We start from the raw sequence: 25,637 nt of genomic DNA, 5'->3' as shown, positions 1-25,637 counted from the left end.
CGCGTGATAGTCGCCGTCATGGACACCACCTCCCCGCGGCTCCGGACGCTCGGCCTCATCGGCGGAATGAGCTGGCACTCGACCATGACCTACTACCGGATGATCAACGAGTCCGTGGCATCGCAGGTCGGCGGTCACGCATCGGCGAGCATCGCGCTGCAGTCGATGAACTTCGCCGAGATCCGCAACTGCCAGGTCCGCGAGGACTGGGAGCGGGCGGCGGAGCTCCTCGCCGAGGCTGCACAGCGGTGCGTCGCCGGCGGCGCCGAGACCGTGGCCATCTGCACCAACCTGATGCACAAGGTCGCTCCCCAGGTGGAGGACGCCATCGGCGTCCCGCTCCTGCACATCGGCGACGCCGTGGCGGCGCAAGCGGCCCGCAACGGGTGGAACACGCTCGGGATCCTGGCCACGCAGTGGGTGATGGACGAGTCGTTCTACGAGTCGAGGCTCAAGGAGCACGGCATCGACACTGTGATGCCCCATCCCCATGACCGGCGCATGGTCGACGGGATCATCTGGGACGAGCTGACCCGCGGCGTGATTCGCGAGGAGTCGCGGAGCAAGTACGTAGAGGTCATCCGCGGTCTCGCCGACCGCGGCGCGCAGGCCGTCGTGCTTGCGTGCACCGAGATCGGCCTGCTCATCGAGCCCGACGACAGCCCCATCCCCGTGATCGACAGCGCCGTCGCCCATGCCGAAGCGCTCGCCTCGGCTGCCCTCGCGCAGGACGCCGGCACGGAGAGGAGCAACCGATGAGCAAGGTCAGCGAGACGTTGGTGTGGCTCCAGGACCTGACCTGGCAGGAGGTCGACCAGCACCTCCAGCACGACCGTGTGGTGCTGGTGCCCTGCGGTAGCACCGAGCAGCACGGACCGGCCGGCGTCCTCGGCGTGGACACCTACGTGGCGACAGGGATTGTGGAGGACGTCGCCTTGCGCATGGGAGCCCTCTGCGCTCCGCCGCTGTGGTTCGGTGACTCGCCTCATCACATGGCGTTCGCCGGCACCATCAGCCTGCGGACAGAGACCCTGATGGCCCTCGTCACGGACGTGTGCCGCAGCCTGGCCTCCCACGGATTCGACAAGATCGTCCTCGTCAACGGCCACAAGGGCTCCAACCTTCCGGCCCTCGGTTCCGCCGTCAGGGAGCTGCACGAGACCACCCATCCCCATGTGGTCTTCGCCGTGGCCGATCCGCTCCACCTGGCCCGGTCGGCCGCGCCGACCATCAAGGAGATCAACGAGCACCACGGCGGCGAGCTCGAGCTGTCGCAGGTCGCCTACCGCTATCCCGGCCGCATCCGCATGGATCGGCTCACCTCGGAGGGTGCGGCCTTCGCCGAGATCTTCGGCGGCTTCGTCGGCGACGACCTCTTCGGTCCCGCGCCCGACGGCGTGGACATCGTCTGGTCGAGCGCAGAACAGCGCCGCTTCGCTCCCACGGGCAGCTTGAGCTCGTCCCTGGGGGTGCAGCCCGAGAAGGGCAAGCAGTTCCACGAACACATCGTCGGGCGCCTGTGCGAGCTCGTCACCTGGCTTCGAGCCAACGACGGCCCCATCGGGAGCGGTCGCCCGTGATCGTCCCTGATCACCACCGTCATCCTCACCCACCACCGAGCAAGGAGCTTCACATGAACCGATTCCACCGCGCCGCAGCGGGCGGCGGGGCCATCCTCGCCGTCGTTTGCACGCTCACCGCCTGCGGCAGCAGCAGCGCGACCACCAAGGTGTCGAGCAACTGCAAGCCGGCACACGACGTCACGACCATCAAAAAGGGCGTCCTCTCCGTCGCCGCGGTCGATTACTTCCCGGTCTCGGTCACCAGCAACGGCCCATTCAAGGGCACGGAAGCCGACATGATGAAGGAGTTCGCGAAGGAGAACTGCCTCGCGGTCAAGGTGGTCAAGGTCGACTTCGCCGGTGCGATCCCGGCCGTGGACTCGGGGCGCGCGGATACGGCCATCGGCGGCTTCTACCGCACGGCCGAACGAGCCAAGGTCGTCGGGCTGTCCGACCCGATCTACGTCGACCGGCTCGGCGTCATCTCCAAGACCGGCGTGTCGACGGTGGACCAGATCCGCGGTCACAAGGTCGGCACCGTGGATGGCTATCTGTGGACAGCGGACGCGAAGAAGGTCTTCGGCTCGAACGTCTCCGTCTACCCGTCCAACGTCGAGATGAAGGCTGACCTCGACGCTGGGCGTATCGACATGGCCCTGGACTCCTTCGGCGGAGCGAAGTTCATCTACGGCAAGGACAAGAGCCTCCAGATCAAAGTTCTCCAGCCCGACGACCGCATCGTGTCGACGAAGGAACCCGCCCAGATCGGCTTCCCGTTCACCCGCGGTAACACGTCCCTGCAGACGGCGCTGAACGACGCGATCCACAGCTGGCAGCACGACGGCACGTTGGTCGACATCGTCAAGAAGTACGGCGTGGCCACCGACGTCCTCGACGTGGGCCAGACGCGGGCGCTCTCCTGATCCACCCGACAACCGAGTGATCCCATCCCTACGGCTGCCACAGGAGTGTCAGGAATGGACAGCGTTGTCAACAGCACCGGACGACCGGAAGCTGCGACCGTGATGGCTCCAGAAACGCCGGAGGCCTGCATGGTGCGGGTGCGCGGACTGGCGAAGGCCTTCGGCACCAATGTCGTTCTCAGTGACGTCAACCTCGAGGTGGAGGCCGGCTCGGTCACGGCGATGATCGGGCCCAGCGGTGCAGGCAAGTCGACCGTGCTGCGCTGCCTCAACCTGCTCGAACGGCCCGATTCCGGCGTCATCCAGATCGGTCGCCACGCCATAGACGTCGCGCAGGGGATCCAGCCGTCGAATCTCGCCGAGCTTCGGCGCAGCGCGGGCATGGTCTTCCAGAGTTTCAACCTGTTTCCGCACATGACCGTGCTGCGCAACGTGTCACTCCCGCAGCAGCGCGTGCTCGGTCGCAGGAGAGCCGAGGCGGACGAGGTCTCCCACCGACTCCTCGAGCGGATGGGCCTGCGTGACAAGGCCGGGCAGTACCCGAACCGCTGCTCGGGCGGACAGCAGCAGCGGATCGCCATCGCTCGGGCCCTCGCGCTCGAACCGGAGGTGATGTTGTTCGACGAGCCCACCTCCGCGCTCGATCCCGAGGTGGGTGCGGAGGTGCTGGAGGTCATGCGCGAGCTGGCCGCGGAGGGAATGACGATGGTCGTCGTCACCCACGAGATACGGTTCGCGGCGAACGTGTCGGATCAGCTGGTCGTCATGGCGGACGGACGGATCATCGAGCGCGGCGACCCGCACCAGATCATGAGCGATCCGCAGCATCCGCGGACGCGGCGGTTCCTCAAAGCGGTCCTGGACCGGTAGCCATGGAAGCGCTTCGCACCGTCATGCTCGGCCTGCCGATGACGCTCGTGGTCACGGCCGGCGCACTCCTCATCGGCACGGTGCTCGCCGTACCCCTCACCCTGGGGCTCGAGCACCGACGGGGACCGGTGTGGTTCCTGTGCCGCGCCGCCGTCGACCTCGTGCGCGGTGTTCCGCCCGTGGTCTGGTTGTTCATCCTGTTCTACGGCATCTCCCTCGGCACTGTGCGGCTGTCGGCACTGTCCGCGGGTATCGGCGCGCTCGGGCTGGTGGCGTCCGCCTACCTCGCCGAGATCTTCAGGGGATCGTTGAAGTCGATCCACTTCGGCCAGGCCGAGGCGGCGACAGCACTCGGCCTGAGCTTGCGCGCGACGTGGGTCCACGTGATCGGCCCGCAGGCGTGGCGGACCGCTCTTCCCGCCTACACCAACTACGCCATCGCCCTGCTGAAGGACTCCTCGATCGTCTCGATCGTCGGCGTGGCCGAGATCGTCAGCCGATCCGGCCAGCTCTCCCGGACCTCAGATCTCGGCATCTTCGTGTTCGTGTTGGCGGGAGGCGTGTACGTCCTTCTCTCGATCCTGCTCGCATGGGGATCCAGGCATCTGCACCACCGCCTGCATGAGGCGGTGGCCGTGTGAGCACTCCGTTGTTCGCTTCCTGGCTCGATGACTTCGCCTCGAACCTCCCTCAACTGCTCCACGGTCTGAGGATCAGTGCGCTGCTGACCGGCGGTGCTCTGGCCATCGGGCTGCCGCTCGCCCTGCTCGCCGCCCTTGCGCAGATGTCAGCGGTCCGGGGCCTGCGCGCTGGTGCTGTCGTGTTCGTGGAGGTCGGACGCGGTGCACCGGCCCTGGTACTTCTGCAACTGGCGTACTTCGGTCTTCCAAGTGCAGGGGTCGTTCTTCCTGCCATCCTGTCGGCGGTCGCGGCCCTGAGCTGGACTACTGCCGCCTACGGTGCGGAGTACGTCCGCAGCGGCCTGGCCGCCGTTCCCAGGCGCGAGATCGAGGGGTGTGAGGCGCTCGGGATGACCCGCCGCGACACCCTGCGGTTCGTCGTCATCCCTCAAGGCCTGAGGATCGCCCTACCATCGCTGATGGGCTTTGCGGTGATGCTCTTCCAGGCGACGTCGTTGGCTTATTCAGTCGCCGTTCCTGAGCTGATGAGCCAGGCCTACTCGATCGGGTCGTCCACCTTCCGCTATCTCAGCGCCCTCGTCGCGGCCGGACTCCTCTATGCGGCGATCTCGATGCCGAGCACATGGCTCAGCATCGCGGTTGAGCGACGGATGAACCGCCATGTCTGAGCCCCCTCTGACCCTCCTCCCCACCTGACACCCCTCCCGAAGGAACCCCCGTGACCTCAACCGCTCTTCACGTCGTCGACGACATCGCGACCACCGAACCCGCGCATGCGCACTTCTCGGCCACCGAATTCGCCCGCCGGCGCCGTGTCGTCCAGGACGCGATGGCAGCGCGCGGCATCGACTGCCTGCTGATCACCCGCCTGGAGGACCAGTACTGGCTGTGCGGCTTCGACTCCGGCGCCGCGTCGGTCTTCCACGTCCTGTTCTTCACCGTCGAAGGACGGATGCTGCACCTCTCCCGGTCGGCGGACCTGGGCAACATCGCCTACACCTCCCAGTGCCGCGATGCGCTCGTCTTCGACGACGCCCACGGAACCTCGAAGGGGGCGGCGATCAAGGACGTCCTGGCCAGCCTCGGCATGGCCGGCCGGACGGTAGGCGTCGAGACGGACAGCGTCGGGATGTCGCTCGCGCTCCACCACGACCTGCGGGCCGGGGTTGACGGCTGGTGCGAACTCACCGACACCTCGTCGCTGATCCGCGACATCCGCCGGGTCAAGAGCCAGGAGGAGCTGGCGTTCCTGCGCCGCGCCGGCGAGATCCTCGGCCAGGCGTCGGACGCGGCGATCGACATGGTCAAGCCGGGAGCGTTTGAGGGAGACCTCATGGCGGCCTTCCAGCAGACCGTGTTCTCCGCTGACGGCGAAGCGTTCCCGGGCTTCCCGCTCGGCGCGGGTCCGCGTGCCCTTCTAGTGCGTCCCGTGGCAGGTCGTGGCCACGTCGCGGAGAACGACCAAGTGCTCTTCGAGCCGGGTGTCGCATATCGGCACTACTGCGCGACCACGATGTTCACCGTCCTCACGGGGCCCTCGGTCGATCCGCGGCACCTCGCGATGCATGCCGCGTGCGTCGACGCGCTCGAGCGCGTGCAGGCGACGATCAGGCCGGGCAACACCTTCGGCGACCTGTACGAGGCACACCGGGCCACGTTCGCCGAGCATGGCTTCGAGGATGCTGCGCTCAAGGCCTGCGGCTATTCGATGGGTGCCGTGTGGGAGACCACCTGGATGGAGCCGCCGATGATGACCGCAGGTGTTCCGCTGGTACTCCAGGAGCAGATGGCCGTCTTCACCCACATGATCCTCCTGGACCGGGGGTCTGGCCTCTCGATGGTGCTGGGGGAGACGGTCGAGGTCACCGCGAACGGACCCGTGCCGATCACCTCTGTGCCTCGGGAGCTGATCGTCCGATAGTCCTGGACGCCATGACCGCCCTTGAAGGGTGCACCGTCGCAATGATCTAATGAGAGTACACTTTCAAAAAAAGTGCACTCACGATTGTGGGCACTGAGAAGATGGAGGCTTGCATGGCCGACGGGGATCACGGCGGGACCCGGATCGCGGCTCGGCACTTTCGCGAGGTGCTGGGCCAGTACCCCACGGGAGTGGTCGTCGTGACCGCGTCGGACGCCGCCGGCGAACCGGTCGGCATGACGGTCGGGTCCTTCACATCGGTGTCGCTCGATCCACCGCTGGTGGCCTTCCTGCCGAGCAAGACGTCGTCGTCGTGGGCCGCTCTGCGGGCGACGGGTGACCGTTTCTGCATCAACGTCCTCCGTGCGGACCAGGAGGAGCTGTGTCGTGCCGTCGCCATGCGTAAGAGCGACAAGTTCGCGGGCTTCGACTGGCGCTACTCCCCGGGCGGGAACCCGGTGCTGGAGGACGCGGTGGTGTGGATCGACTGCGTTACCGACCAGATCCACGACGGTGGGGACCACCACATCGTGTTGGGCCGCGTGGTCGGCCTCGACTTCGGATCGCCTGGCCAGCCGCTGCTGTTCTTCCGCGGCGGCTACGGCTCGTTCCGCCCCTCGTCCCTGGCCTCGGGTGACTCCGATCTGCTGGCGCACCTCGGGCTGATCGACCTGGCCCGCCCGCAGATGGAGTCGCTGGCCGCCGACCTGGACACCGAGGTGACGGCGATCGCCCTCGTGGGGGACGAGATGGTGCTCGCCGCGGCCGCGGGACACACCGACATCGCCGTGTCACCGACGCGCGTGGGCCAACGCCTGCCGTTCATGGCTCCGATCGGCAGTTGCTTCGCCGCCTGGGGCGACGAGGAGCTGCGGGCGAGATGGCTCGCCCGGGCGGCCGATGGGATGGATGCCGACGAGCTGGGGTATCTACGGCGCGTACCCGCGCTGGTCGGCCAGCGGGGCTATGCCATCGCCGTGGGCCACCGTGAGGGCGCCCACCTCGAGTCGGTCGCGACGCGGATCAACGCCGGAGACCCCGGCACGTCGCCGGAGGACCTGCGCGAAGCGCTCTTCTCGGCACTCCCTGGCTACAACCAGCCCGAGGATCCCGACGGTGATGTCGAGCTGCGTTCGCTCAGCGCCCCGGTCTTCGGTCCTGACGGCGGCATCGTCTACATGCTGACACTGTGGGGAAGGCCCGGACTGACCTCACCTGCCAACGTCAAGCAGCGCGCGACGGCGCTGATCCGCGCAGCCGCGGAAGCCTCTCGGGTCGTCGCCGACGTCGCCTAGTTTCCCGATGCGGTGAGAGCCAGTCCCCGTCAGGCCGGCGTTTGACGTAATCGAGAAGACCCAGTCCCAAACTCTTCGTCAATCCCGTACAGCGGGCATCACGTCTGGCGCCACCCTTGTTGCGGTCCGCGCCGTGCCGCCACGCAGTGGCGAGGTGAGGCGCCACTACGAGCCGGGCACATCGGCCCGTCGATCAGATTCAAGGAGTATGAGATGCCAGAAGCCGTCATCGTCGCCACCGCCCGCTCGCCGATCGGCCGCGCCGGCAAGGGATCGCTGAAAGAGATGCGTCCCGACGACCTGACCGTGCAGATGGTCGAGGCAGCTCTCGAGAAGGTCCCCGAACTGGACCGCCGAGACGTCGAGGACTTGATGCTCGGCGTGGGTCAGCCCGCCGGGGAGGCGGGCTTCAACATCGGACGGACCGTCGCGGTCCTCGCTGGAATGGACCACCTGCCTGGCGTCACGGTCAACCGATACTGCTCGGCGAGCCTGCAGACCACCCGGATGGCGCTGCACGCGATCCGATCGGGCGAAGGCCACGTGTTCATCTCCGCGGGCGTTGAGACCGTGAGCCGTTACACGAACGGCGGCGCGGACGGCCCTCCTGGCACCGAGAACCCGTTGTTCGCCGAGGCTCAGGCGCGGACCGAGAAGTTTGCGGGCGGTGGGCAGACATGGGCGGACCCGCGGATCGTGGGGGACCTGCCGGACGTCTACATCTCCATGGGTCACACGGCGGAGAACGTGGCACAGGAGAGGGGCGTCAGCCGCGCCGATCAGGATGCCTTCGCCGTACGCAGCCAGAACCTGGCTCAGGACGCCATCGCGAAAGGATTCTGGGCACGTGAGATCACCCCGGTGACTCTGCCGGACGGCAGGGTCGTCAGCGCTGACGACGGTCCGCGGGCCGGCGTGACGATGGAAAGCGTCTCGGCCCTGAAGCCCGTCTTCCGCCCCGACGGAACGGTCACCGCCGGCAACTGCTGTCCCCTCAACGATGGGGCAGCCGCGTTGGTGATCATGTCGGACGTCAAGGCCAGGGAGCTCGGCCTGACGCCCCTGGCCCGGATCGTCAGCACCGGCATCAGCGGCCTCTCGCCCGAGATCATGGGGCTGGGGCCCGTCGAAGCCTCCCGCCACGCCCTGGACCTGGCCGGCCTGACCATGGCTGACATCGACCTTGTCGAGATCAACGAGGCCTTCGCCGCACAGGTCATCGCCTCCGCACGCGAGCTCGGGATCGAGGAGGACCGCCTCAACGTCAACGGTGGGGCGATCGCGGTCGGCCACCCGTTCGGCATGACAGGAGCTCGGATCACCAGCACCCTGATCAACTCGCTGCAGTGGCACGACAAGCAGTTCGGGCTGGAGACCATGTGCGTTGGCGGCGGACAGGGCATGGCGATGGTCCTGGAGCGCCTCTCGTGATGTCGCAATCCAGTGGGACCAGCGGCGTCGCCATCGTGACGGGCGCGGCGCGCGGAATCGGCGCAGCAGTCGCACGTCGCCTCGCCACCGACGGCCTGGCTGTCGGCCTCCTCGACCTCGACAGTGCTGCCTGTGAGCCGGTGGTGCAGGACATCCGGGCTGCAGGTGGTCAAGCTGTTGCGGTGAGCGCGGACGTGGTCGACCAGGGTGCGGTCGAGGCAGCCGTCGCCCGGGTCACGGCCGAGCTGGGCCCACCGACAGTGCTCGTCAACAACGCCGGGATTATCCGAGACAATCTGCTGTTCCGGATGAGCGTCACGGACTGGGACAGCGTCATGGAGGTGCATCTGCGTGGGGCGTTCCTGATGAGCAGGGCGGTGCAGGGACACATGGTTGCGGCGAGCTTCGGTCGGATCGTGAACTTGTCCAGCGGCTCAGCACTGGGCAACCGCGGACAGGCGAACTACTCCGCGGCGAAGGCGGGCTTGCAGGGTTTCACCAAGACTCTGGCCCTGGAGCTGGGGAGGTTCGGTGTCACGGCGAACGCCGTGGCTCCGGGCTTCATCGAGACGGAGATGACGGCCGAGACAGCTCAGCGGGTCGGCGTCTCGTTCGAGGAGTTCACTGCACGTGCGGCCGACGAGATTCCGGTGGGGCGGACGGGGCATCCCGACGACATCGCGCACAGCGTGTCCTTCTTCGTCAGTCCGGAGGCCGGATTCGTCTCCGGCCAGATTCTCTATGTGGCCGGAGGGCCTCGAGGATGAGGACGTTCGAGGGCGTCGATGCTCTGCGATCGGCGGTCGGGACCCACCTCGGGTACTCCGATTGGCATCTCGTGACCCAAGCGCAGATCGACCAGTTTGCCGACGCGACCGGCGATCACCAGTGGATCCACGTGGATCGTGCGGCAGCAGCCGAAGGGCCTTTCGGCACGACTGTGGCTCACGGCTATCTGACGCTCGCTCTCGTCCCGAAACTGGTGTGGGAGATCTACGAGGTCACGGGTCTAAAGATGGGTGTCAACTACGGTGCCGACCGGCTGCGCTTCCCTTCGCCATTGCCGGTCGACTCCGTGGTCCGAGCAGGCGTCGCGCTGCTGTCGGTGACACCGGGAACCCACGGCGACCTCGTCGCTTCGCGCGTCACCATCGAGCAGGAGGGCCGACAGAAGCCGGCCTGCGTGGTCGACACACTCTCACTTCTCGTTTCCTGATCCCGGGGAAGGTCGCCCGCATGGTTGCCCGGTTCGGGCTGTCGTGCGGGGCACCTTCCCTACCCGCCGTTCCCGCCGATGACCGTCGGGGCGCCCGGGTCTGCGGCGTCGTCCCGCACACCGATCCTCGTTGCCCTCGTCCTTCGACGACGGGCCCGTGGACATCGCCGTGCAGGGACGGCGGGGACCCGCACGACGGCAGCCGACCGGATCCGCGTGGGCACCATGGCGGGTGAGAACGTGCTCCACGATCTCGGCGTCGTCCCCCGTGCCGACGCGCCGGCCGACCGGGTCGCGCTCTCGAGGCTGTACTACCTGTGACGACCCGACGACCTCTGACCAGGTGTGACTACGGGTGACGCGGAGCGTCTCCGGCGGCGGTGAGCTCCGCGCTGTCACGACGGCGGGTCCGGATGCCGTGCTGTGCGACGTCGTCGACGTCGATATCGCGCTTGAGGATCTTGCCGGTCGAGCCCTTCGGAAGGGCTTCGCGGAGCTGGTAGACCCGCGGGATCTTGTAGGAGGCGAGTCGGTCACCCAGCCAGGCCCGCACCTCGGCGACATCGAGGTCGTGTCCTGGCTCGCCGACCAGGACGGCGGCGACCTCCTCGCCCAGTCGTTCGTCCGGGATGCCGATCACCGCGCACTCAACCACGGCCGGGTGGTGGTAGAGGACGTCCTCGACCTCAGCGGGGTACACGTTGTAGCCCCCGCGGATGATCAGCTCCTTGAGCCGACCGACGATCCACAGGTCGCCGTCGTCGTCCATACGGCCGAGATCACCCGTGAGGAACCAGGGGCCGGTGCGTACGTCGGCGGTGGCGTCCGGTCGGTTCCAGTACTCGCGCATGACGCTAGGCCCCTGGACCGCGACCTCGCCGACCTCGCCGGTGGGCACTGGCTGGCGATCGGGCCCGAGGATGACGATCTGGCAACCGGGGACGGCGCGACCGACGCTGCCCTCCTTCGGCTCCTCGGCGAGGGGCTGAGCGGTGGCGGCTCCGGTCGTCTCGCTCAAACCGTAGCCGTCGAGGACGCGTGCTCCGAACCGGGTCTCGAACTCGATCCTGACTGCATGGGGAAGCGGTGCGCCGCCCGTGAGGAAGTACCGAAGGTCCGGAAGATCGTCGGACATGACGGGGGTGTCGGCGTGGAGCATCTCGTTCCACATGGTCGGAACGCCGGCCATCATGGTCAGTCGGTGGGAGACCGCCATGTCCAGCATCTGCACGGCATCGAATCGCCGCAACAGCGACAGGCTGGCCCCGACGTGCTGGACCGAGGCCATGACCGATGCCTGGCCGAAGACATGGAACAGCGGAAGCGCCGTGCCCACCCGGTCGTCCGGACCGACGCCTTGGACCTCCGACAGGGAGCGGCCGCAGGCCAGCAGGTTCCCGTGGGTCAGGACCGCGCCCTTGGGGTTGCCGGTGGTTCCGGACGTGTAGAGAAGGACGGCGGCATCGGTCGGATCCATGTCGGCGTGGGCGAAGCCGTCGTCGGCAGATGCCGCGGACGGCACAAGTGAGTCGGGCTCGAGGATCCACGTGGGCCGGTCGCCGGATGACGGGGACGAGAGGAGCGCGTCACGGGTGTCGGTGCAGCCGATCGCCAGCACGCACTCCGCGTCGGAGTGGAAGTAGTCGATCTCGCGCGGCGCGCACAACGTGTTAACCGTCACCGCAACAGCGCCAAGCGCCAGCACGCCGTGGTACACGAAGACGAACTCCGCGCTCGTCGGCAGCACGATCAGCACCCGGTCTCCGCGGGTGACACCGCGGCGGGACAGCTCCTCCGCGGCACTGCGGGCGTGGGCCCGCAGCTCGCCGTAGCTCCACGAGCGTCGTTCGTCCCGTAGGGCGATGTGGTCGTGCATCGCATCCGCATGCCGCCAGATGTTCTGCACCGCGTTGACCATGTGGACTCTCCTCCATCGCACGATTCCCTCGTCCCACAGGCATGTGACAGAGGCGATACTCCAACTCCCCGGGACGATCGCGCCATAGAGAGTGCGCAGCCTTTCCTTGAAGGCCTTTGCATTAACGACAAGAGATCACTGGTCCGGGGCGCACCGGCGATGGGTTCGAAGTTCGCACTCGTCAGCCGGTTGACGGTCATGCTCGACTGATGTCGCAGACAGTGGACCGACCCCCAGGAGATTGACGTGCATGGACCAGACTTCGAGCGACTCTTCAACGCCATCCCGGCCAACTACCTGGTCCTCGACCTCGACTGGAACATCGTGGCGATCACCGACACAGCGTTGGGTGAGCGGGCACGTGCCGATGTCGTCGGCAGGAGTCAGTTCGAGGTCTTCCCGGATAATCCCGACGACCCTGACGCTTCGGGCACCGCGTCGATGCTGGCAGCTCTCAGCCGGGTGTTGGAGGAGAAGACGGGCCATGTGATGCCGGTGACGCGATACGACATCGCTGACGCCGACGGCGTCTTCCAGGTGCACTACTGGAGGCCTGTCAACCAACCGGTGTTCGACGAGAACGGCGCGATCACGCACGTTATCCACGGGGTCGAGGGCGTCACCGGCACCGTCGGCGCGGACGGCGCCTGAGCCGCGACGGACTCTGCTGCTGGGCTTCCGCTTTGCCCCGGGGACGTGAGAAACTGAGAGTGCACTTCGATCGAAGTGCCATGTCTCGACAGTGCAGGAGCAACGAGTGAGCAAGCGCATCGCCCTCAACGCCTTCAACATGACCGCGGCGGGGCACCAGAGCTCGGGTCTGTGGCGGCACCCGCAGAGCCAGGTCCATCGCTACAAGGACCTGGACTACTGGCTCGACCTCGCGCGCACGCTCGAGCGAGGACGGTTCGACGCCATCTTCCTCGCCGATGTCCTGGGTCCGTACGACGTCTATGAGGGCTCGACCGCGCCGGCGCTGCGCAACGGCATGCAGATCCCGGCCAACGACCCGTTCCAGTACATCTCGGCCATGGCGGCCGTGACGGAGCGGCTGGGCTTCGCGCTGACCGCATCGGCCACGTTCGAGCACCCGTACCCGCTGGCGCGGCGTTTCAGCACGCTGGACCATCTGACCAAGGGCAGGGTCGGCTGGAACGTGGTGACCTCCTATCTCCCCAGTGCATCGCGGAACTTCGGCTCGGAGCCTCTGCCCCATGACGAGCGCTACGAGATGGCCGAGGAGTTCATGTCGGTCATGTACAAGCTGTGGGAGGGGTCGTGGGACGACGACGCCGTCGAGCTCGACCGTGAGCGCGGTGTCTACGTGAACCCGGACAAGGTCCACCCCATCCGGCACCAGGGCCGCTACTTCGACGTGGACGGCTTCAACATGGCCGAGCCCTCGCCGCAGAAGACCCCGGTGATCTTCCAGGCGGGCGCGTCGTCGAGGGGCCGCGCCTTCGCTGCGGAGCACGGGGAGGGCCTTTTCGTGAACGTGCTCAACTCCGACCTCAGCCGGGTGATCACGAAGGACATCCGCGACCAGGTCGAGGCTGCGGGCCGCAAGAGGGATGACGTCAAGATCTACACGATCCTCACGGCCGTCGTCGCCGACTCCGACGCGGAGGCCGAGCGCCGTTACAAGAAATACCAGGAATATGCCTCCCCTGAGGGGGCGATGGCCCTGTTCGGTGGCTTCTCCGGTGTCGACCTCGCGCGCTTCGACCGGGACAGTCCGTTGGCCGCCGGTGACACCAACGCCATCCAGACCGTCCTGGACCTGTTCACCAAGCTCGACCCGACGCGGAAGTGGACACCGGCCGACATCGGGAACCACATGAGCATCGGGGGAGTCGAGCCCGTTCTCGTCGGCAGTGCCGAGACCGTCGCGAACGAGATCGAGCGCTGGATCGACGAGGGCGATCTCGACGGGATCAACCTGTCGTACGCCGTCACGCCCTACGACATCGAGGCGTTCGTCGACACGGTCGTCCCCGAGCTGCAGAAGCGCGGCCGAGTCTGGAAGGACTACGAGGGCGAGACCTTGCGTGAGTACATCGCCGGGCTGGGGAACAAGCGACTGCCCGCCACCCATCCCGGCGCGCGAGCGGCGCGAGCCGATGTGTACCCGGGTTGAGCGGCGAACCGGCCGACACGCTCGAGACACCGCCTCGGCGGTGCGCCAGGCACGGAGATGTCAGATCGAGGCCAACTGCTCGAGCCACTTCCCCTTGGGGAGGATCTGGAGCGGACGCAGAAGCGCCTCGAGACGGTGCCTGAGCCGATCCGGCAGCTTCGCCGACGAGAGGCCCCGCGCATGGGAGCGGAGCACCTCGTGGACGTAGAGGGCATGGCAGTTCTGCACGACCGTCGCGGGGTCGATGCTGGCGAACGCCCGCGCCTCCTGGGCCTGGGCGACGATGGCCTCGAGCAGCTCGAACCACCGAGTGGCGTAGGCGAGCCCGCTCTGCGCCACGTCGGTGTGGGCGCCGAACGACTCCTTCACGTAGGTGAAGGCCAGGTCCGGATACCTCACGTAGAGGTCGGCGAACATCTGGTAGCTGGCCAGGATGCGGTCGACGTAGGCCTCGGCGTCGCGCGACGGAGTCGCATGGTTCTCGGCCTCCTGCTGGGCGCAGGCGTCGATGACCCGCTCGAACTCCTCCCCGTAGACCATCAAGAACAGGTCGAGCTTCGACGGGAAGTAGCGGAACAGCGTTGCCTCGCCGACGTCGGCGCGAGCGGCGATCTCTTTGGTCGTCACGGCGTCGTAGCCGCGGTCCCACATCAGGTCGCGAGCCGCGGCGCGCATCCGGGCCATGGCTTCCTGCTTCTTGCGCTCCCGCAGGCCCAGCTGCGGGGGATTGTCCGATGCCACGCGCACCTCTCCTTCAGTCTGCGCGGCAGTCTAGGTCCTGACCGGATGCGGCGGGGTGACGCGCGCCGCGCAGCGTGCGCGCAACGGCGAAGTGCTGCAGGACCTACCCGGATGACCGTCGGGCTTCAAGGCCCCAGGCCAGGTGAGGGGTGATGAGAATGTTGCCGCAGGGAGTCGGATCGGCGGCCCCGGACGGCCTCGAGGGGTCGAACGCGGTCCGGCGCGAGGTTCAGCTCCGGTGGGCCGACGTCGACGCGTTGGGGCACATCAACAACGTCGCATACGCATCCTACTTCGAAGACGCGCATCGCTGGCTCTTGGACGACGGCCCTCGGGCAGTCAGCGCGCGTCGGCTGGCGCTCCGGCGTCAGGAGATCACCTACCTGAGCCCCTTGACGTTCCGCACCGGCTCGACCATCGCGACCCGTTCCTGGTCCGACGCGACTCAGGAAGCGCCGGTCATCAAGGCTGAGCTGTTCGAGGACTCGCCCGAGGGGCCGCGCGTACATGCCCGATCGAGGGCCGTTCTCGAACCGCGGGCTGAGCGGGGCCGCGGACCGGCGCCCTTGTTGGACCCGATCCTGGTCGAGCGTGCCCATCGCTCGACGGTCGCCGTGCGCTTCGCCGACCTGTCTCCTCGGGGGGAGGTTGCCGACACGGCGGTCTTCGAGTATCTGCAGGAGGCGCGGATCGCGCTGATGGCGGAGATGGATCTCGAGCCGACCTCGACCGTGGTGGCTCAGAAGGATGTCGACTTCCACCGCCCCGGCCTCGAGCAGTCGGCGGCCCTGGACGTGTGGAGCTGGGTTTCCCGCATCGGCAACCGGTCGATGACCATCGATTCGGTGGTGGCACACGGGGGCACGGTCTTTGCTCGTGGGAGCTCCACCCTGGTGTTCTTCGACGCCGGCGCCCAGCGCTCGGCGACACCGTCGGAGACGGTGACGCGCGCCTTGCGCTCCCGGCAGCTCTGACTGGGCGGGCGCGGTCGGCCGCACGGACCGTGCCGGAATCGCCCTGCGCGATTGACAAATCTGCACGAGACGCTTGCCTCGGCATGTCCCTGGGGCCTAGAGTGATAGCGCACTATCGATTGAGGGCGTACAACCATATCCCGACGACCTCCAAGCCCGCGCCGGAGCGCGACCCGCCGATGTCAGCGACTCGTCGGCCTTCACGAACGGAGAGATGGATGTCTGAGCAGCGTTATGCCGTGGTCGACCCCGCGACCGGTGAGGAGATCCGGGCCTACCCGACAGCGACCGACGAAGAGGTCATGGCCGCCGTCGCGAAGGCGGCCGAGGCGTACCAGAGCTGGGCGCGGAATGCGGCGGTCAGTGACCGGGCCAAGTGTGCGCAGCGTGCCGCCGAGCTCCACCAGGAGCGGCGCGACCAGTTGGCGGCCATCATCAGCCGCGAGATGGGGAAGCCGCTCGGTCAGGCCCTGATGGAGGTGGACTTCAGCGCCAGCATCTTCGCCTACTACGCGGCGAACGCAGAGACCTTCCTGGCTGACGAGGAGATCGCGCTCCAGTGGGGCGAGGGCTCCGCCCTGATCGAGCGCCAACCGCTCGGTGTGCTGCTCGGCATCATGCCGTGGAACTTCCCCGTCTACCAGGTCGCGCGCTTCGCCGCACCCAACCTCGTGGCCGGCAACACCATCGTCCTGAAGCACGCCCCTCAGTGCCCGGACTCCGCGGCGGCGCTGGCGGAGCTGTTCGCCGATGCCGGCTTCCCGGCGGGGGCGTACAACAACATCTACGCCACGAACAGCCAGATCGAGGCCGTGATCGCTGACCGCCGCGTTCAGGGCGTGTCGCTGACAGGGTCCGAGCGAGCTGGATCAGCGGTGGCCGAGATCGCCGGCCGGCACCTGAAGAAGGTCGTCCTCGAGCTCGGTGGCTCGGACCCCTTCATCGTGCTGAGCACCGATGACCTGGACGGCATGGTCGAGGCTGCCGTGATGGCACGTCTCGCCAACTGCGGGCAGGCCTGCAACGCCGGCAAGCGGATGATCGTCCACGAGGATCTGTACGACGAGTTCGTGGCGAAGTTCAGCGCGCGAATGACGGCGATGCCCGCGGCCCCGTTGTCTTCCGCGGCGGCGGCGGCGCGGCTGGAGGAGCAGGTGTCGCAAGCCGTTGCTGACGGCGCGACCCTCAAAGGAGCGGACGAGCGGCGAGGCGCATGGTTCGCCCCCGGTGTGCTCACGGGCGTCGAGAGCAGCGCCGTGGCTCGAGACGAGCTGTTCGGGCCGGTCGCCATGGTGTTCAAGGTTCGTGATGAGGCGGAGGCGATCCGCGTCGCGAACGACACCGACTACGGGCTCGGCTCCTACATCTTCACCACGGATCCTGAGCAGGCGCGCCGGGTCGCGAGCAAGCTGGACGCCGGCATGGTCTTCATCAACGGGGTCAACGCGATGGGTCCCGAGATGCCCTTCGGTGGTGTCAAGCGATCGGGCTTCGGCCGTGAGCTCGGCCGGCTCGGCATCGACGAGTTCCTCAACCGGAAGATGATCCGGACCGTCCGCTGAGTATGCGGGGCGTAGCGCTTCTTGGGGCGTCGCCCGCGCTGCAAGGCATTACCACAGCACGAAAGGCAAGGCAGTCCCACGTGAGACGCGACATCTACGACAGTGACCATGAGGCATTCCGGAAGTCAGTCCGGGAGTTTATGGAGCGCTCGGTCATCCCCAACCTGGACTCCTACGCCGAGGACAAGGCCTTCCCTCGCGAGTTGTGGCTCGCGGCCGGCGAGCAGGGCCTCCTCGGCCTCGGCATCCCGGCGGAGTACGGCGGCAGCGGCGCCGAGGACTTCCGCTTCGCGGCGGTGCTGGGCGAGGAGACCTCGAAGGTCGTCGCTGCCCTCAACAGCTGCTGGGGCATCCACTCCGACACGGTCGTGCCCTACTTCGTCGAGCTGGGCACCGAGGAGCAGAAGAGTCGGTGGCTCCCGGGCATCGCGTCGGGTGAGATCCTCTGCGCGATCGGCATGACGGAGCCGAGCGGTGGATCTGACCTCGCCGCGTTGAAGACGACTGCGGTCCGTGACGGGGACGAGTGGGTGATCAACGGCTCGAAGACGTTCATCACCAACGGATACTCCGCCGATCTGGTCCTGGTGGCGGCGAAGACCAGTCCCGAGAAGAAGGCACGCGGCATCTCGCTCTTCGCGGTCGAGACCACGAAGGAGGGGTTCTCCCGCGGACGCAAGCTCGACAAGGTCGGCCAGGATGAGTCGGACACGGCCGAGCTGTTCTTCGACAACGTCCGGGTCACGGATGCCGAGCTCATCGGCGAGCTCGACCACGGCTTCATCCACATGATGCAGTGGCTCCCGCAGGAGCGCCTCGGGTCCGCCATCAGCAACGTCGCACACGCTAAGCAGATCCTCATCGAGACGCTGGACTACACCAAGGAACGTGAGGCGTTCGGGCAGCCGGTCGGAACCTTCCAGCACAACAAGTTCCTGCTCGCTGAGCTCTTCACCCAGATCGAGGTCGCGGAGGCGTACGTCGACAAGTGCGTCATGGCTCACGTGCGCGGTGAGCTCACTGCGATCGATGCCGCCAAGGCCAAGTGGTGGTCCGCCCAGACGCAGTCGGAGGTGCTCGACCACTGCGTGCAGCTGCACGGAGGATACGGATTCATGAACGAGTACCGCGTGGCGCGCGCCTGGCGGGACGCTCGGGTCACGAAGATCTGGGCCGGCTCAAACGAGATCATGAAGCAGTTGATCGGTCGCGACCTCGGACTGTGATCCCGCCCCTGCGGGCAGCGGCAGCGGTCGGACGACGGGCCTGTTGGTGCCGCACGTCCAGGGGCGGATCCCTGCGGCATGCCCGGCGAGCTCACCTGGGACTTCCGTGTCGGATCGCTCGCGCAGACGTCTGCCCTGTGGGCGGCGATGGGGATCGTTCACGGCGTCCTGCTCCATCGCCAACGTGAGCATGAGTCAACGGGCCAGATGGCTCGAGGTCGATGACCTGGAGACGACGCCGAACGTCCGTCACCAAGCCGCCGGATGAGACAGCTCCGCTCGGCTCGGCAACGGTGACGCCTATGGTCCGGAGGGGGCGAATCGGCGGCGATAGGAGGTGGGCGTGGTCGAGAATGCCGTGGCGAAGTTCTGCCGGAAGGTCACGACGCTGCTGAAACCGCACGCGTCGGCAATGCGGGTCATCGGCCAGGTCGTGGTCTCGAGAAGGAGGCGCGCTTCGTCGAGGCGACGCGTCAGGACCCAACGCGCCGGTGTTGTCCCGGTGACCTCGGCGAAACGGCGGGTGAAGTTGCGCCGGCTCATCCCGGCGTGGGCTGCCAGGGCATCGACGGAGAGTCGCTGGTCGAGGTGTGCAAGGGCCCAGTCGATCGCCGGTCCGAGGTCGCCCACGCCCCCTGCTTCCGGCATGGGGCGCTCGACGTACTGGGCCTGGTCGCCTTCGCGGTGAGGCGCGACGACGAGGTGGCGAGCGACGGTGGCCGCCGCGGCGGAACCGAGGTGTGAGCGCACGATCGACAGACAGGCGTCGATGGCCGATGCCGTGCCGGCTGAGGTGAGCACGTCGCCGTGATCGCGGTAGAGCGCTGCCGGAGTGACCGCCACGTCCGGGCGCCGGTGGGCGAGCTGGTCGACCGCGGCCCAGTGGGTGACGACATCCCTGCCGTCGAGGATCCCGCTGTCGACGACGGGGAACGCGCCGAGGCACAGTCCCGCGATGCGGCTTCCCCGCGCTTGCGCGGCGCGGATCCGGTCGGCCAGTGCGGGGGTGGTCGGCGGGAGGTCGTGCGGCCATGACGGCAGGACCACGAGGTCGGCGTCCTCGACGACGTCGGGGCCCGAGACGCCGTCGACCCAGAGCCCCTCGGCGGTTCGCACGCCGCGGCCGTCCTCGGTCCACACGACGGGGTCCCATCCTTCGGCCAGGCCGAGGCGGCCGACCTCGCCGAAGACCAGCAGGGGTGCGGCGAGGTGGAACATGGTGATGCCGTCGAAGGCGTGTACAACGATGGTCATGGTGGCCTGATCTCATCGAAAGTCGTCTTTCGCGCCACTCACGGTACCGCTTCGCGGCGACCAGAGTGGAGGGGAACGACAACCCCATCGAACTGAGGAGACCCTCCGTGTCCAAGCCCCGCCGCGCCCTGATCGTCGTCGACGTCCAGCAGGAGTACTTCGACGGGATCCTTCTGATCCAGGCTCCGTCACGTGAGCAGTCCCTCGCCAATATCCTGGTTGCGCTCGAGGTCGCCGAGCGCCACGACATGCCCGTAGTCGCCGTCCAGCACCAGCTGCCCGAGGGGGCGCCGGTCTTCGCCGTCGGAAGCCACAGCTGGTCGCTGCACCCCGAGATCGAGCGGCGCCTGAAGCCCTCCTGGAAGCGCGTCACCAAGGAGAAGAGCAGCGTATTCGCGGGCACCGATGTCGCCGCGTGGCTGGCCGAGCAGGATGTCGACACCATCACCATCGTCGGCTTCATGACCAACAACTGCGACATCGCCACCGCGATGGGCGCCGAGGAGCTCGGCCTGGCCGCCGAGATCCTCTCGGACGCGAGCGGTGCCATCCATCTGGCCAATGAGGCCGGCAAGGTGTCCGCAGACGAGCTGCACCAGACCCTGCTCGTGCTCCTGCACTCCAACTTTGCAGCCGTCGCCAGTACCAAGGCCTGGACGGAGGCGGTCGCCGCCGGAACGGCGATCCTCAAGAATGACCTCGGCACTTCCGCCATGCAGGGCCGCGCCGCCTTCGCCGGCTGAGGGTTGACAGGCTCGCCTGTCGTGGCAGACGCACCGTGTCCAAACGACTCCGACGGGTCAGAGGGGTACGTCGGCGAGTAGGTCACCTGGTGGCCGAGCCGCCCGGCGAAGGCTGCCCTGAGATCGGTATCCGTCAGTCCGGGAAGGCGCCGACAGCGACGACACCCGTGGACGAATGGCGCCATGACTTTCCTCGTGCACGGCGCCACCGGCGCCCAAGGTCCCGTCCTGTCCGCTCTCACCGCTGCCGGCCAGTCCGCCACGGCGGCCGTCCGTGACCCCGTCAGGGTCGATGGCGCGCCCGGCGTCGCCGTCAACTTCGGCGATCGTCTTCTTGACCGCCGTGTCCACGCCGACGGTGACCGAGACCGCCGCATCGACGGGCCAGGGCCCCGTGCACGGCTCTCCTCGCCCGTGGAACGCCGAACCCGCCTGCAGGTGGCGCCTGCGGTGGGATTGGCGGCGGTTGGCCCGGTTGGGTTCGCGAGCATCGTTCATTCACGTGCGGCTCGAGGTCTGGAACGGCGTCGTCTTCATCAATGTCGACGGCCCGGAGCAGCGAGCGGTCTGCGACATCTTGGCCGGCATCGAATGGCCCGCGCGAGACATCGCCAAGTCGAAGGTGGCGAAGGTTGAACGTGGGCGCCTACCCGTCCCACTCTTGTCCCCATTTTCGGCAGGGGGCTGCTAGGCCACCCCGCGGTCACGCGTCCCGACCGGCGGCAAAGTGCGTGTCAAATGCGTGTCAGGAGAATCAGCCAGCGCCCTTCGCGCCCAACTGCGTCAAACACGTTTGTGCAGGTCAGCCCTTCAATGCCAATGCCTGCCGTCGTTAACCACTGAGCGTGCCGGGCTTCCCCTGGTATTACTGATTCGGAGTGCTTCCGCAGGCCAGCCTCGGGGCACGTCGCACCAGTACGCACTCACTCCGCAATGCGGTCGCCGAGCTTCGTTGCGCGCGGGGCGGGTGGCGCGGCTTCGGCAGACCACCGGAGCCCGCCGTTCGCGTCGCGGCTTACGACCACTTGGCTGGTCGCGAGTACGTCCGGCCTGCGGCATCGGTGACGTCGTGCGGTAACTGGCTCTGCCGGATCTTCGCGCCGTTGATGTGGAAGGAGCCTGGCATCAGCTTCTTGAGTTCCGCCGAGAAGCGCTTCGGGGGAAACGCCGCGGCCACGAACAGGGTTGGGTGTAGGACCTTGGTCGCTTTGACGGCCGGAGTGAGGTCGCTGTCTGCGCTGATGATCAACGCAGAGTCGGCTACTCGCTGAGCAGCATCAGACACGAGTGACGTCGCGATGTTGACGTCCGTCTCCTTCTCCTCGTAGTGGGTCCACCCGGCGCCGCATTTGCGACACTTCATCGCTGCGGGCGAGTTCCACGAGGTCGAGCCAGAGCATGCGCCGTCCGAACTGGTCCTTGAGCCCGTGGTACAGGTTGAAACCGTCCACGTACACGATCAGGCTCGACAAGGGTGCCCTCCTCCTTGGAATACGGCGATCACCCTACGTCGTTGACCTGGTCGCGATGTCCGACACGGCGAGTTGGCTGGTTTGATCCGTGGGCGGACGTGTGGCTATAGTCTCCGTACACCACGCCAAGGCCTAGCGGCTTTGGTCCAACGGCCCCATCTCACGGTGGGGCCGTTTTTGTTTGCCGATCCTCACGGTCGCCGACCTCCCTCTGAGCCCCCACCGCTCGGGTCCATCGGGCGTCCGGCGGCCTGCCTCATGAGGTCGGCGGGCTGCCGCCCTGGTCCGGTCCTCCGCCGTCGGCCACAGATGGCTGTAGGTGTTCAGCGTGGTCGTCGCCGACGAGTGACCGAGCGCCCGCTGCACGGTGACGACGTCGCACCGCGCCGCGATCAGTCCCGAGGCGTAGAAGTGCCTCTTATGCGGCGCGCCGCATAAGAGGCATTAAGCAGACGGCGGGGTTATGCGCCCTGTCGGGGCGTCTGCGCTGGTGGTGGCGGTCTCGGGGCGTGTTGTTGTCCGCATAATCCTGGTGATCCGCGTCAGCGGCCGAGTGAGTCGAGCCAGCCGGCGGAAGCGAGGTGGAGCGACCGTCGACGGCGGCGGGCGCACCCGGCCTCGGCGAAGAATCGCTTCTCTGTTCATTCCACTCCGAATGCAGAGGGTGATTCTCATGGAAGACGCAGTTGTGGGTGCTGCTGTCGGCACGGTCTTGTCGGCGTTGGGTGAGGCCGGTAGGGCAGCGAGCACGCTTCGACACCATCAGGCTGTGCTGGATCGGTTCGTCGTCTTCTTGGCCCAGCGTGGCCTGGACCGGGCGAGCGAGCAGGTGTGCATCGACTTCATCGAGAAGCAGACCGGGGTCAGGTTGGCCTCGTTGGGAGAGTCGGTCACCAACGGCGACGTCCAAGCGGTTCGCCGGCCGGTGGCGTTGCTGACGCAGGCTCTGGCTGGGCGGCCGGTCGAGGTTGCCCGGCCGGTCATCCCGGTCCATGACGGCTGTCCGGTGAGGTTCCGCTCGCTGCGGGACGACTATCTTGCAACGTGTCGCGAGCGCGGCAACGTCGAAGCGACCCTGCTCGCCAAGGACAAAGCGGTTCAGTCGCGCTGGTTCGCGGCTTCTAGGCGCCGCGGTCAACCCGGACAGCAGCCCACCCGGCCCGAGCAGGTCGACCCCGCCAGCGCCGCTAGGTCACCGGCGACGAATCAGTTTCCCGGGAAGCGGTCTCGTGCGGACTCGAGGAACCGAGTCGACCCGTCGATACCCACGACCTCTCGTCGACCACCCTCCGACAGCACGTCGGTCCAGTGGCCCGGACCGCAGCCAGCGTCCAGCAAGCGGCCTCCCGTGCCGTCGCGCCACAGCACGATTGTGAGCCGATCTCGGTCCGCCATCTGGTGGATCGAGCCCAGCTTCCCGATGTACTCCTCGGCGCCGGAGTGGTACGCCGCCGCGACCTCAGCTCGTGCCACCTGCCGAGGCTACTGACCCGGGGACTTGCACTGGCGCCATCACTCGCGCACGGTCCGAACTTTGCGCGATCAATTCGCCGAGGCCGGACCCGCCAAGGTTCACCGCCGGCGCCTCAACAACCTTCGCTGCATCTCGACATCTCATCCTTCTTGAGTGGGTGAGTCGTCGTGTCGAAATTCGGTCGGTTGGTGACGTCCGATCCGTGGGTCGACGGGGTGCTTGTCCCGTGTGTAGGGGTCGCGGCGCTCCGCGACCTCATGACTCAGGGAAGAGGTGGTCCCCAGTGGGTAACGCGGGGCAGGCACAGTCGGGTCGGGATCGGGCACGTGATGCCCGGCTGAAGGCGGCGCGCGAGCGGCGGCTCCAGCTGGACCCGGATCAGATCGCACGGGAGCGGCGAATCGACGAGGTCGCGGCCGCTGCCGCGATCGAGCGGCTGGTCGCCGAGAAGCTGGCAGTCAAGGACATCGTGCAGCTGACTGGGCTGGACCAGGCGACGGTGCGTCGGCTGCGTCAACTCGGCACCGAGGAGGAGGCGGCCCAAACCGCGACGGTCGGGGACGCGAGCGGGTCTACCGATGCCGCGGGCGTTCGGGTGGCGTGATGGCCACCGCGACGCTCGCAGCGGTCCAGGCGCGGCCGAGGGTCGCGGTGGTGCGGGTGGAGCGAGCCGGTCTGCGTGCCGTGATGGGTCGCGACCTACCGTGCCCGTGGTGCGGCCACTGCCACCACTTCGTGGCCTGTGAGGACTGCTCATGCCCGGCCCACGAGCACTACCCGGGAGAGCTGTGATGTCCGGCCACGACGAGGCAGCCGGTCGGCCGCCGTGCGCGAACTTGGGAAAGAGGCGGTGCGCGCAGCAGAGATCGTGAAGGCGAACGCGGAACGGCTCAGCATCGCCACGTTCCGCGCGATGGGCATTCCGGCGGGCTCGATCCTCGAGGGTCTCGGGGCTCGGCACGGAACCCGACTCAGTGCGTCCAGCACTCGTCCCCATGAGCGTCCGCGAGGCGACGGCCGATCACCTTGGGCACCGCGCCACTGAGATGGCGGCGGTGGGTCCGGGGGTCGGGCAGTGAACGCCGGGCCGGCATTCGTGACGACCCGCCGCCGGTAGCACGAGCTGCTGAAGTGGTGGCCGGCTTGGGCGTTGACCCGGATCCTGCGTGACCCGGCCGCTGTCCTCCGCGTGCGCGAGTCGGGCTGGTCCGGAACGCACCACACGGATCCGACGACGGGGGAGCGGATCGTGGGCACACCAGAGGGCCTGGGCTTCGGCGTGGACGAGGCGTGGCACAGCCCGCGCGAAGTCATCGCCTGGTCAGACGTAGAGCGATCGCCACGACCGTCCTGGCCGAGATTTCCTGGGCAGCTTGTCGAATTCGGAAAGCGGATGAGCGAGCACCACAAGAAGTACCGCGGTTCTCGGCCAGCGCGGAGGCAATCGGGTGTTGGCCGATCGGCGAGGGCCAACCCCTTGACTGTGCGCCAGGAGGCCTACGTCCACGAGCTCGAAGCCTTCGAGGCCAGCGGCGTCCAGGCCGCGTGGGAGGCGAAGAAGGCGGCGCATGCAGACGCACGGTGGGGATGATTCTGGGGTGTGCGATCTCGGGGATCCGCGACGAACACGGTAGGAGGCGACCGCGGCCCTGTGCTCGTGCCGTCAGGCAACCTGGTTTACTGCAACGGCGGGGTCAGTCGAGATGGCCGAGAGGCAGGATCGTCCGGCTGAACTGGTGGTTGATGACCTCCGCGGCGGCGATGTACCAGACGACCAAAGCCAGCGCGATGCCCGCCCATCCGCCGACGTGGGTGGCGGTGAGGTTGCCCCGGGCGTCGCCGATGATCCCGGGGATCAGGGTGACCTCGACGAGGACGAAGGCGACGACGACCGCCACGTTAGTCTTGAGTGCGCCGATCAACATGAACGCGGCGAACACGGCCCACGGGGTGAGGAAGAGCGCGGTGGCATGGCCCCGCTGCTCGGCCGGGATCTCGTCGACGTACAGCGTGGCGTAGAACGCGAACGAGGCCCAGAAGGCGCCGAAGGCGCCGAAGGTGACGGCGGGGAAGAGCTGGCCGTCACGCAGCAGCCAGAACGCGACGGCGATCTGGATCGCGCCGCCGAAGATCCAGGCGGTGGCCGTCGCGCCGGCGAGGGCGCTGTGGTCGATGAGACCGGCGTTGACCCAGGACAGCAGGAACGTCGTACCGGCGAAGGCACTGAAGGCGAGCGGGGCGGGATTCACCCGGGGTGCGTCGGTGGTGAGGGACATC

Annotated in this window: 28 protein-coding genes; 20 read left to right on the top strand and 8 right to left on the bottom strand. The window is 67.5% G+C overall.

What is annotated here, in order from left to right:
- Positions 1-18 precede the first annotated feature (18 nt).
- The 12 genes from ACYQ1K_RS19890 to ACYQ1K_RS19835 all read left to right on the top strand — a co-directional run bounded on the left by ACYQ1K_RS19890 (position 19) and on the right by ACYQ1K_RS19835 (position 10,180).
- A complete protein-coding gene (locus ACYQ1K_RS19890) occupies positions 19-759 on the top strand; it encodes an aspartate/glutamate racemase family protein (protein ID WP_459984994.1) in 741 nt (246 codons plus the stop codon).
- A complete protein-coding gene (locus tag ACYQ1K_RS19885) occupies positions 756-1,580 on the top strand; it encodes a creatininase family protein (RefSeq protein ID WP_459984993.1) in 825 nt (274 codons plus the stop codon). The genes ACYQ1K_RS19890 and ACYQ1K_RS19885 overlap by 4 nt, the downstream gene beginning before the upstream one ends.
- 53 nt (positions 1,581-1,633) lie before the next feature.
- Positions 1,634-2,485: a substrate-binding periplasmic protein gene (locus ACYQ1K_RS19880; RefSeq protein WP_459984992.1), complete on the top strand. Its 852-nt coding sequence runs from the start codon at positions 1,634-1,636 to the stop codon at positions 2,483-2,485.
- 54 nt (positions 2,486-2,539) lie between these two features.
- Positions 2,540-3,355, top strand: a complete 816-nt coding sequence (locus ACYQ1K_RS19875; protein WP_459984991.1) for an amino acid ABC transporter ATP-binding protein — start codon at positions 2,540-2,542, stop codon at positions 3,353-3,355.
- Between the two features lie 2 nt (positions 3,356-3,357).
- Positions 3,358-3,996 (top strand): amino acid ABC transporter permease, encoded by a 639-nt coding sequence (locus ACYQ1K_RS19870; protein WP_459984990.1) that lies wholly within the window; start codon positions 3,358-3,360, stop codon positions 3,994-3,996.
- On the top strand, positions 3,993-4,664 hold the full coding sequence (locus ACYQ1K_RS19865; RefSeq protein ID WP_459984989.1) for an amino acid ABC transporter permease: 672 nt from the start codon (positions 3,993-3,995) through the stop codon (positions 4,662-4,664). The genes ACYQ1K_RS19870 and ACYQ1K_RS19865 overlap by 4 nt, the downstream gene beginning before the upstream one ends.
- Positions 4,665-4,714: 50 nt before the next feature.
- Positions 4,715-5,917, top strand: coding sequence for a M24 family metallopeptidase (locus ACYQ1K_RS19860; RefSeq protein WP_459984988.1), 1,203 nt, complete (start codon positions 4,715-4,717; stop codon positions 5,915-5,917).
- Positions 5,918-6,030: 113 nt separating this feature from the next.
- Entirely contained in the window at positions 6,031-7,212 is a 1,182-nt protein-coding gene (locus tag ACYQ1K_RS19855; protein WP_459984987.1) for a flavin reductase, read from the top strand.
- Between the two features lie 213 nt (positions 7,213-7,425).
- Positions 7,426-8,643 (top strand): acetyl-CoA C-acetyltransferase, encoded by a 1,218-nt coding sequence (locus ACYQ1K_RS19850; protein WP_459984986.1) that lies wholly within the window; start codon positions 7,426-7,428, stop codon positions 8,641-8,643.
- Positions 8,643-9,410 (top strand): 3-oxoacyl-ACP reductase FabG, encoded by a 768-nt coding sequence (gene fabG, locus ACYQ1K_RS19845; protein ID WP_459984985.1) that lies wholly within the window; start codon positions 8,643-8,645, stop codon positions 9,408-9,410. The genes ACYQ1K_RS19850 and fabG overlap by 1 nt, the downstream gene beginning before the upstream one ends.
- The gene (locus tag ACYQ1K_RS19840) at positions 9,407-9,859 is read left to right on the top strand and encodes a MaoC family dehydratase (RefSeq protein WP_459984984.1); all 453 of its coding nucleotides are present in this window, start codon (positions 9,407-9,409) and stop codon (positions 9,857-9,859) included. The genes fabG and ACYQ1K_RS19840 overlap by 4 nt, the downstream gene beginning before the upstream one ends.
- 78 nt (positions 9,860-9,937) lie before the next feature.
- On the top strand, positions 9,938-10,180 hold the full coding sequence (locus ACYQ1K_RS19835; protein WP_459984983.1) for a hypothetical protein: 243 nt from the start codon (positions 9,938-9,940) through the stop codon (positions 10,178-10,180).
- Between the two features lie 28 nt (positions 10,181-10,208).
- Here ACYQ1K_RS19835 and ACYQ1K_RS19830 read toward each other — a convergent pair whose 3' ends face one another.
- On the bottom strand, positions 10,209-11,777 hold the full coding sequence (locus tag ACYQ1K_RS19830; protein WP_459984982.1) for a class I adenylate-forming enzyme family protein: 1,569 nt from the start codon (positions 11,775-11,777) through the stop codon (positions 10,209-10,211).
- Between the two features lie 246 nt (positions 11,778-12,023).
- Here ACYQ1K_RS19830 and ACYQ1K_RS19825 point away from each other — a divergent pair, with 246 nt between their 5' ends.
- Both ACYQ1K_RS19825 and ACYQ1K_RS19820 read left to right on the top strand, forming a co-directional pair.
- Positions 12,024-12,428 carry a PAS domain-containing protein gene (locus ACYQ1K_RS19825; RefSeq protein ID WP_459984981.1) on the top strand — a complete coding sequence of 135 codons (405 nt, stop codon included), beginning with the start codon at positions 12,024-12,026 and terminating at the stop codon, positions 12,426-12,428.
- 106 nt (positions 12,429-12,534) lie between these two features.
- A complete protein-coding gene (locus ACYQ1K_RS19820; RefSeq protein ID WP_459984980.1) occupies positions 12,535-13,914 on the top strand; it encodes an LLM class flavin-dependent oxidoreductase in 1,380 nt (459 codons plus the stop codon).
- Between the two features lie 60 nt (positions 13,915-13,974).
- Here ACYQ1K_RS19820 and ACYQ1K_RS19815 read toward each other — a convergent pair whose 3' ends face one another.
- On the bottom strand, positions 13,975-14,655 hold the full coding sequence (locus ACYQ1K_RS19815; protein WP_459984979.1) for a TetR/AcrR family transcriptional regulator: 681 nt from the start codon (positions 14,653-14,655) through the stop codon (positions 13,975-13,977).
- A 152-nt stretch (positions 14,656-14,807) separates the two neighbouring features.
- On the opposite strand from ACYQ1K_RS19815, the gene ACYQ1K_RS19810 reads away from it, so the two are divergent.
- The 3 genes from ACYQ1K_RS19810 to ACYQ1K_RS19800 all read left to right on the top strand — a co-directional run bounded on the left by ACYQ1K_RS19810 (position 14,808) and on the right by ACYQ1K_RS19800 (position 18,417).
- Positions 14,808-15,629 carry an acyl-CoA thioesterase gene (locus tag ACYQ1K_RS19810; RefSeq protein WP_459984978.1) on the top strand — a complete coding sequence of 274 codons (822 nt, stop codon included), beginning with the start codon at positions 14,808-14,810 and terminating at the stop codon, positions 15,627-15,629.
- A 218-nt stretch (positions 15,630-15,847) separates the two neighbouring features.
- Positions 15,848-17,191 (top strand): NAD-dependent succinate-semialdehyde dehydrogenase, encoded by a 1,344-nt coding sequence (locus ACYQ1K_RS19805; RefSeq protein ID WP_459984977.1) that lies wholly within the window; start codon positions 15,848-15,850, stop codon positions 17,189-17,191.
- A gap of 80 nt (positions 17,192-17,271) precedes the next feature.
- Complete coding sequence (locus tag ACYQ1K_RS19800) at positions 17,272-18,417, top strand: acyl-CoA dehydrogenase family protein (RefSeq protein ID WP_459984976.1); 1,146 nt, start codon at positions 17,272-17,274, stop codon at positions 18,415-18,417.
- A gap of 300 nt (positions 18,418-18,717) precedes the next feature.
- Here ACYQ1K_RS19800 and ACYQ1K_RS19795 read toward each other — a convergent pair whose 3' ends face one another.
- Positions 18,718-19,671, bottom strand: coding sequence for a GlxA family transcriptional regulator (locus tag ACYQ1K_RS19795; RefSeq protein ID WP_459984975.1), 954 nt, complete (start codon positions 19,669-19,671; stop codon positions 18,718-18,720).
- Between the two features lie 107 nt (positions 19,672-19,778).
- On the opposite strand from ACYQ1K_RS19795, the gene ACYQ1K_RS19790 reads away from it, so the two are divergent.
- On the top strand, positions 19,779-20,414 hold the full coding sequence (locus tag ACYQ1K_RS19790; protein ID WP_459984974.1) for an isochorismatase family protein: 636 nt from the start codon (positions 19,779-19,781) through the stop codon (positions 20,412-20,414).
- 1,015 nt (positions 20,415-21,429) lie between these two features.
- On the opposite strand, the gene ACYQ1K_RS19785 is transcribed toward ACYQ1K_RS19790, so the two are convergent.
- From ACYQ1K_RS19785 to ACYQ1K_RS19770, 4 genes are all read right to left on the bottom strand, one after another.
- The gene (locus tag ACYQ1K_RS19785) at positions 21,430-21,777 is read right to left on the bottom strand and encodes an NYN domain-containing protein (RefSeq protein WP_459984973.1); all 348 of its coding nucleotides are present in this window, start codon (positions 21,775-21,777) and stop codon (positions 21,430-21,432) included.
- On the bottom strand, positions 21,692-21,886 hold the full coding sequence (locus ACYQ1K_RS19780; RefSeq protein WP_459985016.1) for a PIN domain-containing protein: 195 nt from the start codon (positions 21,884-21,886) through the stop codon (positions 21,692-21,694). The genes ACYQ1K_RS19785 and ACYQ1K_RS19780 overlap by 86 nt, the downstream gene beginning before the upstream one ends.
- 762 nt (positions 21,887-22,648) lie before the next feature.
- Complete coding sequence (locus ACYQ1K_RS19775) at positions 22,649-22,780, bottom strand: hypothetical protein (protein WP_459984972.1); 132 nt, start codon at positions 22,778-22,780, stop codon at positions 22,649-22,651.
- Between the two features lie 312 nt (positions 22,781-23,092).
- Positions 23,093-23,359, bottom strand: coding sequence for a class I SAM-dependent methyltransferase (locus ACYQ1K_RS19770; protein ID WP_459984971.1), 267 nt, complete (start codon positions 23,357-23,359; stop codon positions 23,093-23,095).
- Positions 23,360-23,643: 284 nt separating this feature from the next.
- Here ACYQ1K_RS19770 and ACYQ1K_RS19765 point away from each other — a divergent pair, with 284 nt between their 5' ends.
- A complete protein-coding gene (locus tag ACYQ1K_RS19765; protein WP_459984970.1) occupies positions 23,644-23,964 on the top strand; it encodes a hypothetical protein in 321 nt (106 codons plus the stop codon).
- A complete protein-coding gene (locus ACYQ1K_RS19760; RefSeq protein WP_459984969.1) occupies positions 23,964-24,152 on the top strand; it encodes a hypothetical protein in 189 nt (62 codons plus the stop codon). Before ACYQ1K_RS19765 ends, ACYQ1K_RS19760 begins: the two co-directional genes overlap by 1 nt.
- 902 nt (positions 24,153-25,054) lie before the next feature.
- On the opposite strand, the gene ACYQ1K_RS19755 is transcribed toward ACYQ1K_RS19760, so the two are convergent.
- On the bottom strand, positions 25,055-25,636 hold the full coding sequence (locus tag ACYQ1K_RS19755; RefSeq protein WP_459984968.1) for an acetate uptake transporter: 582 nt from the start codon (positions 25,634-25,636) through the stop codon (positions 25,055-25,057).
- Position 25,637 lies beyond the last annotated feature (1 nt).

This window comes from Nocardioides sp. AN3, assembly GCF_054653495.1.
This window is presented reverse-complemented; position numbering and strand designations above follow the sequence as displayed.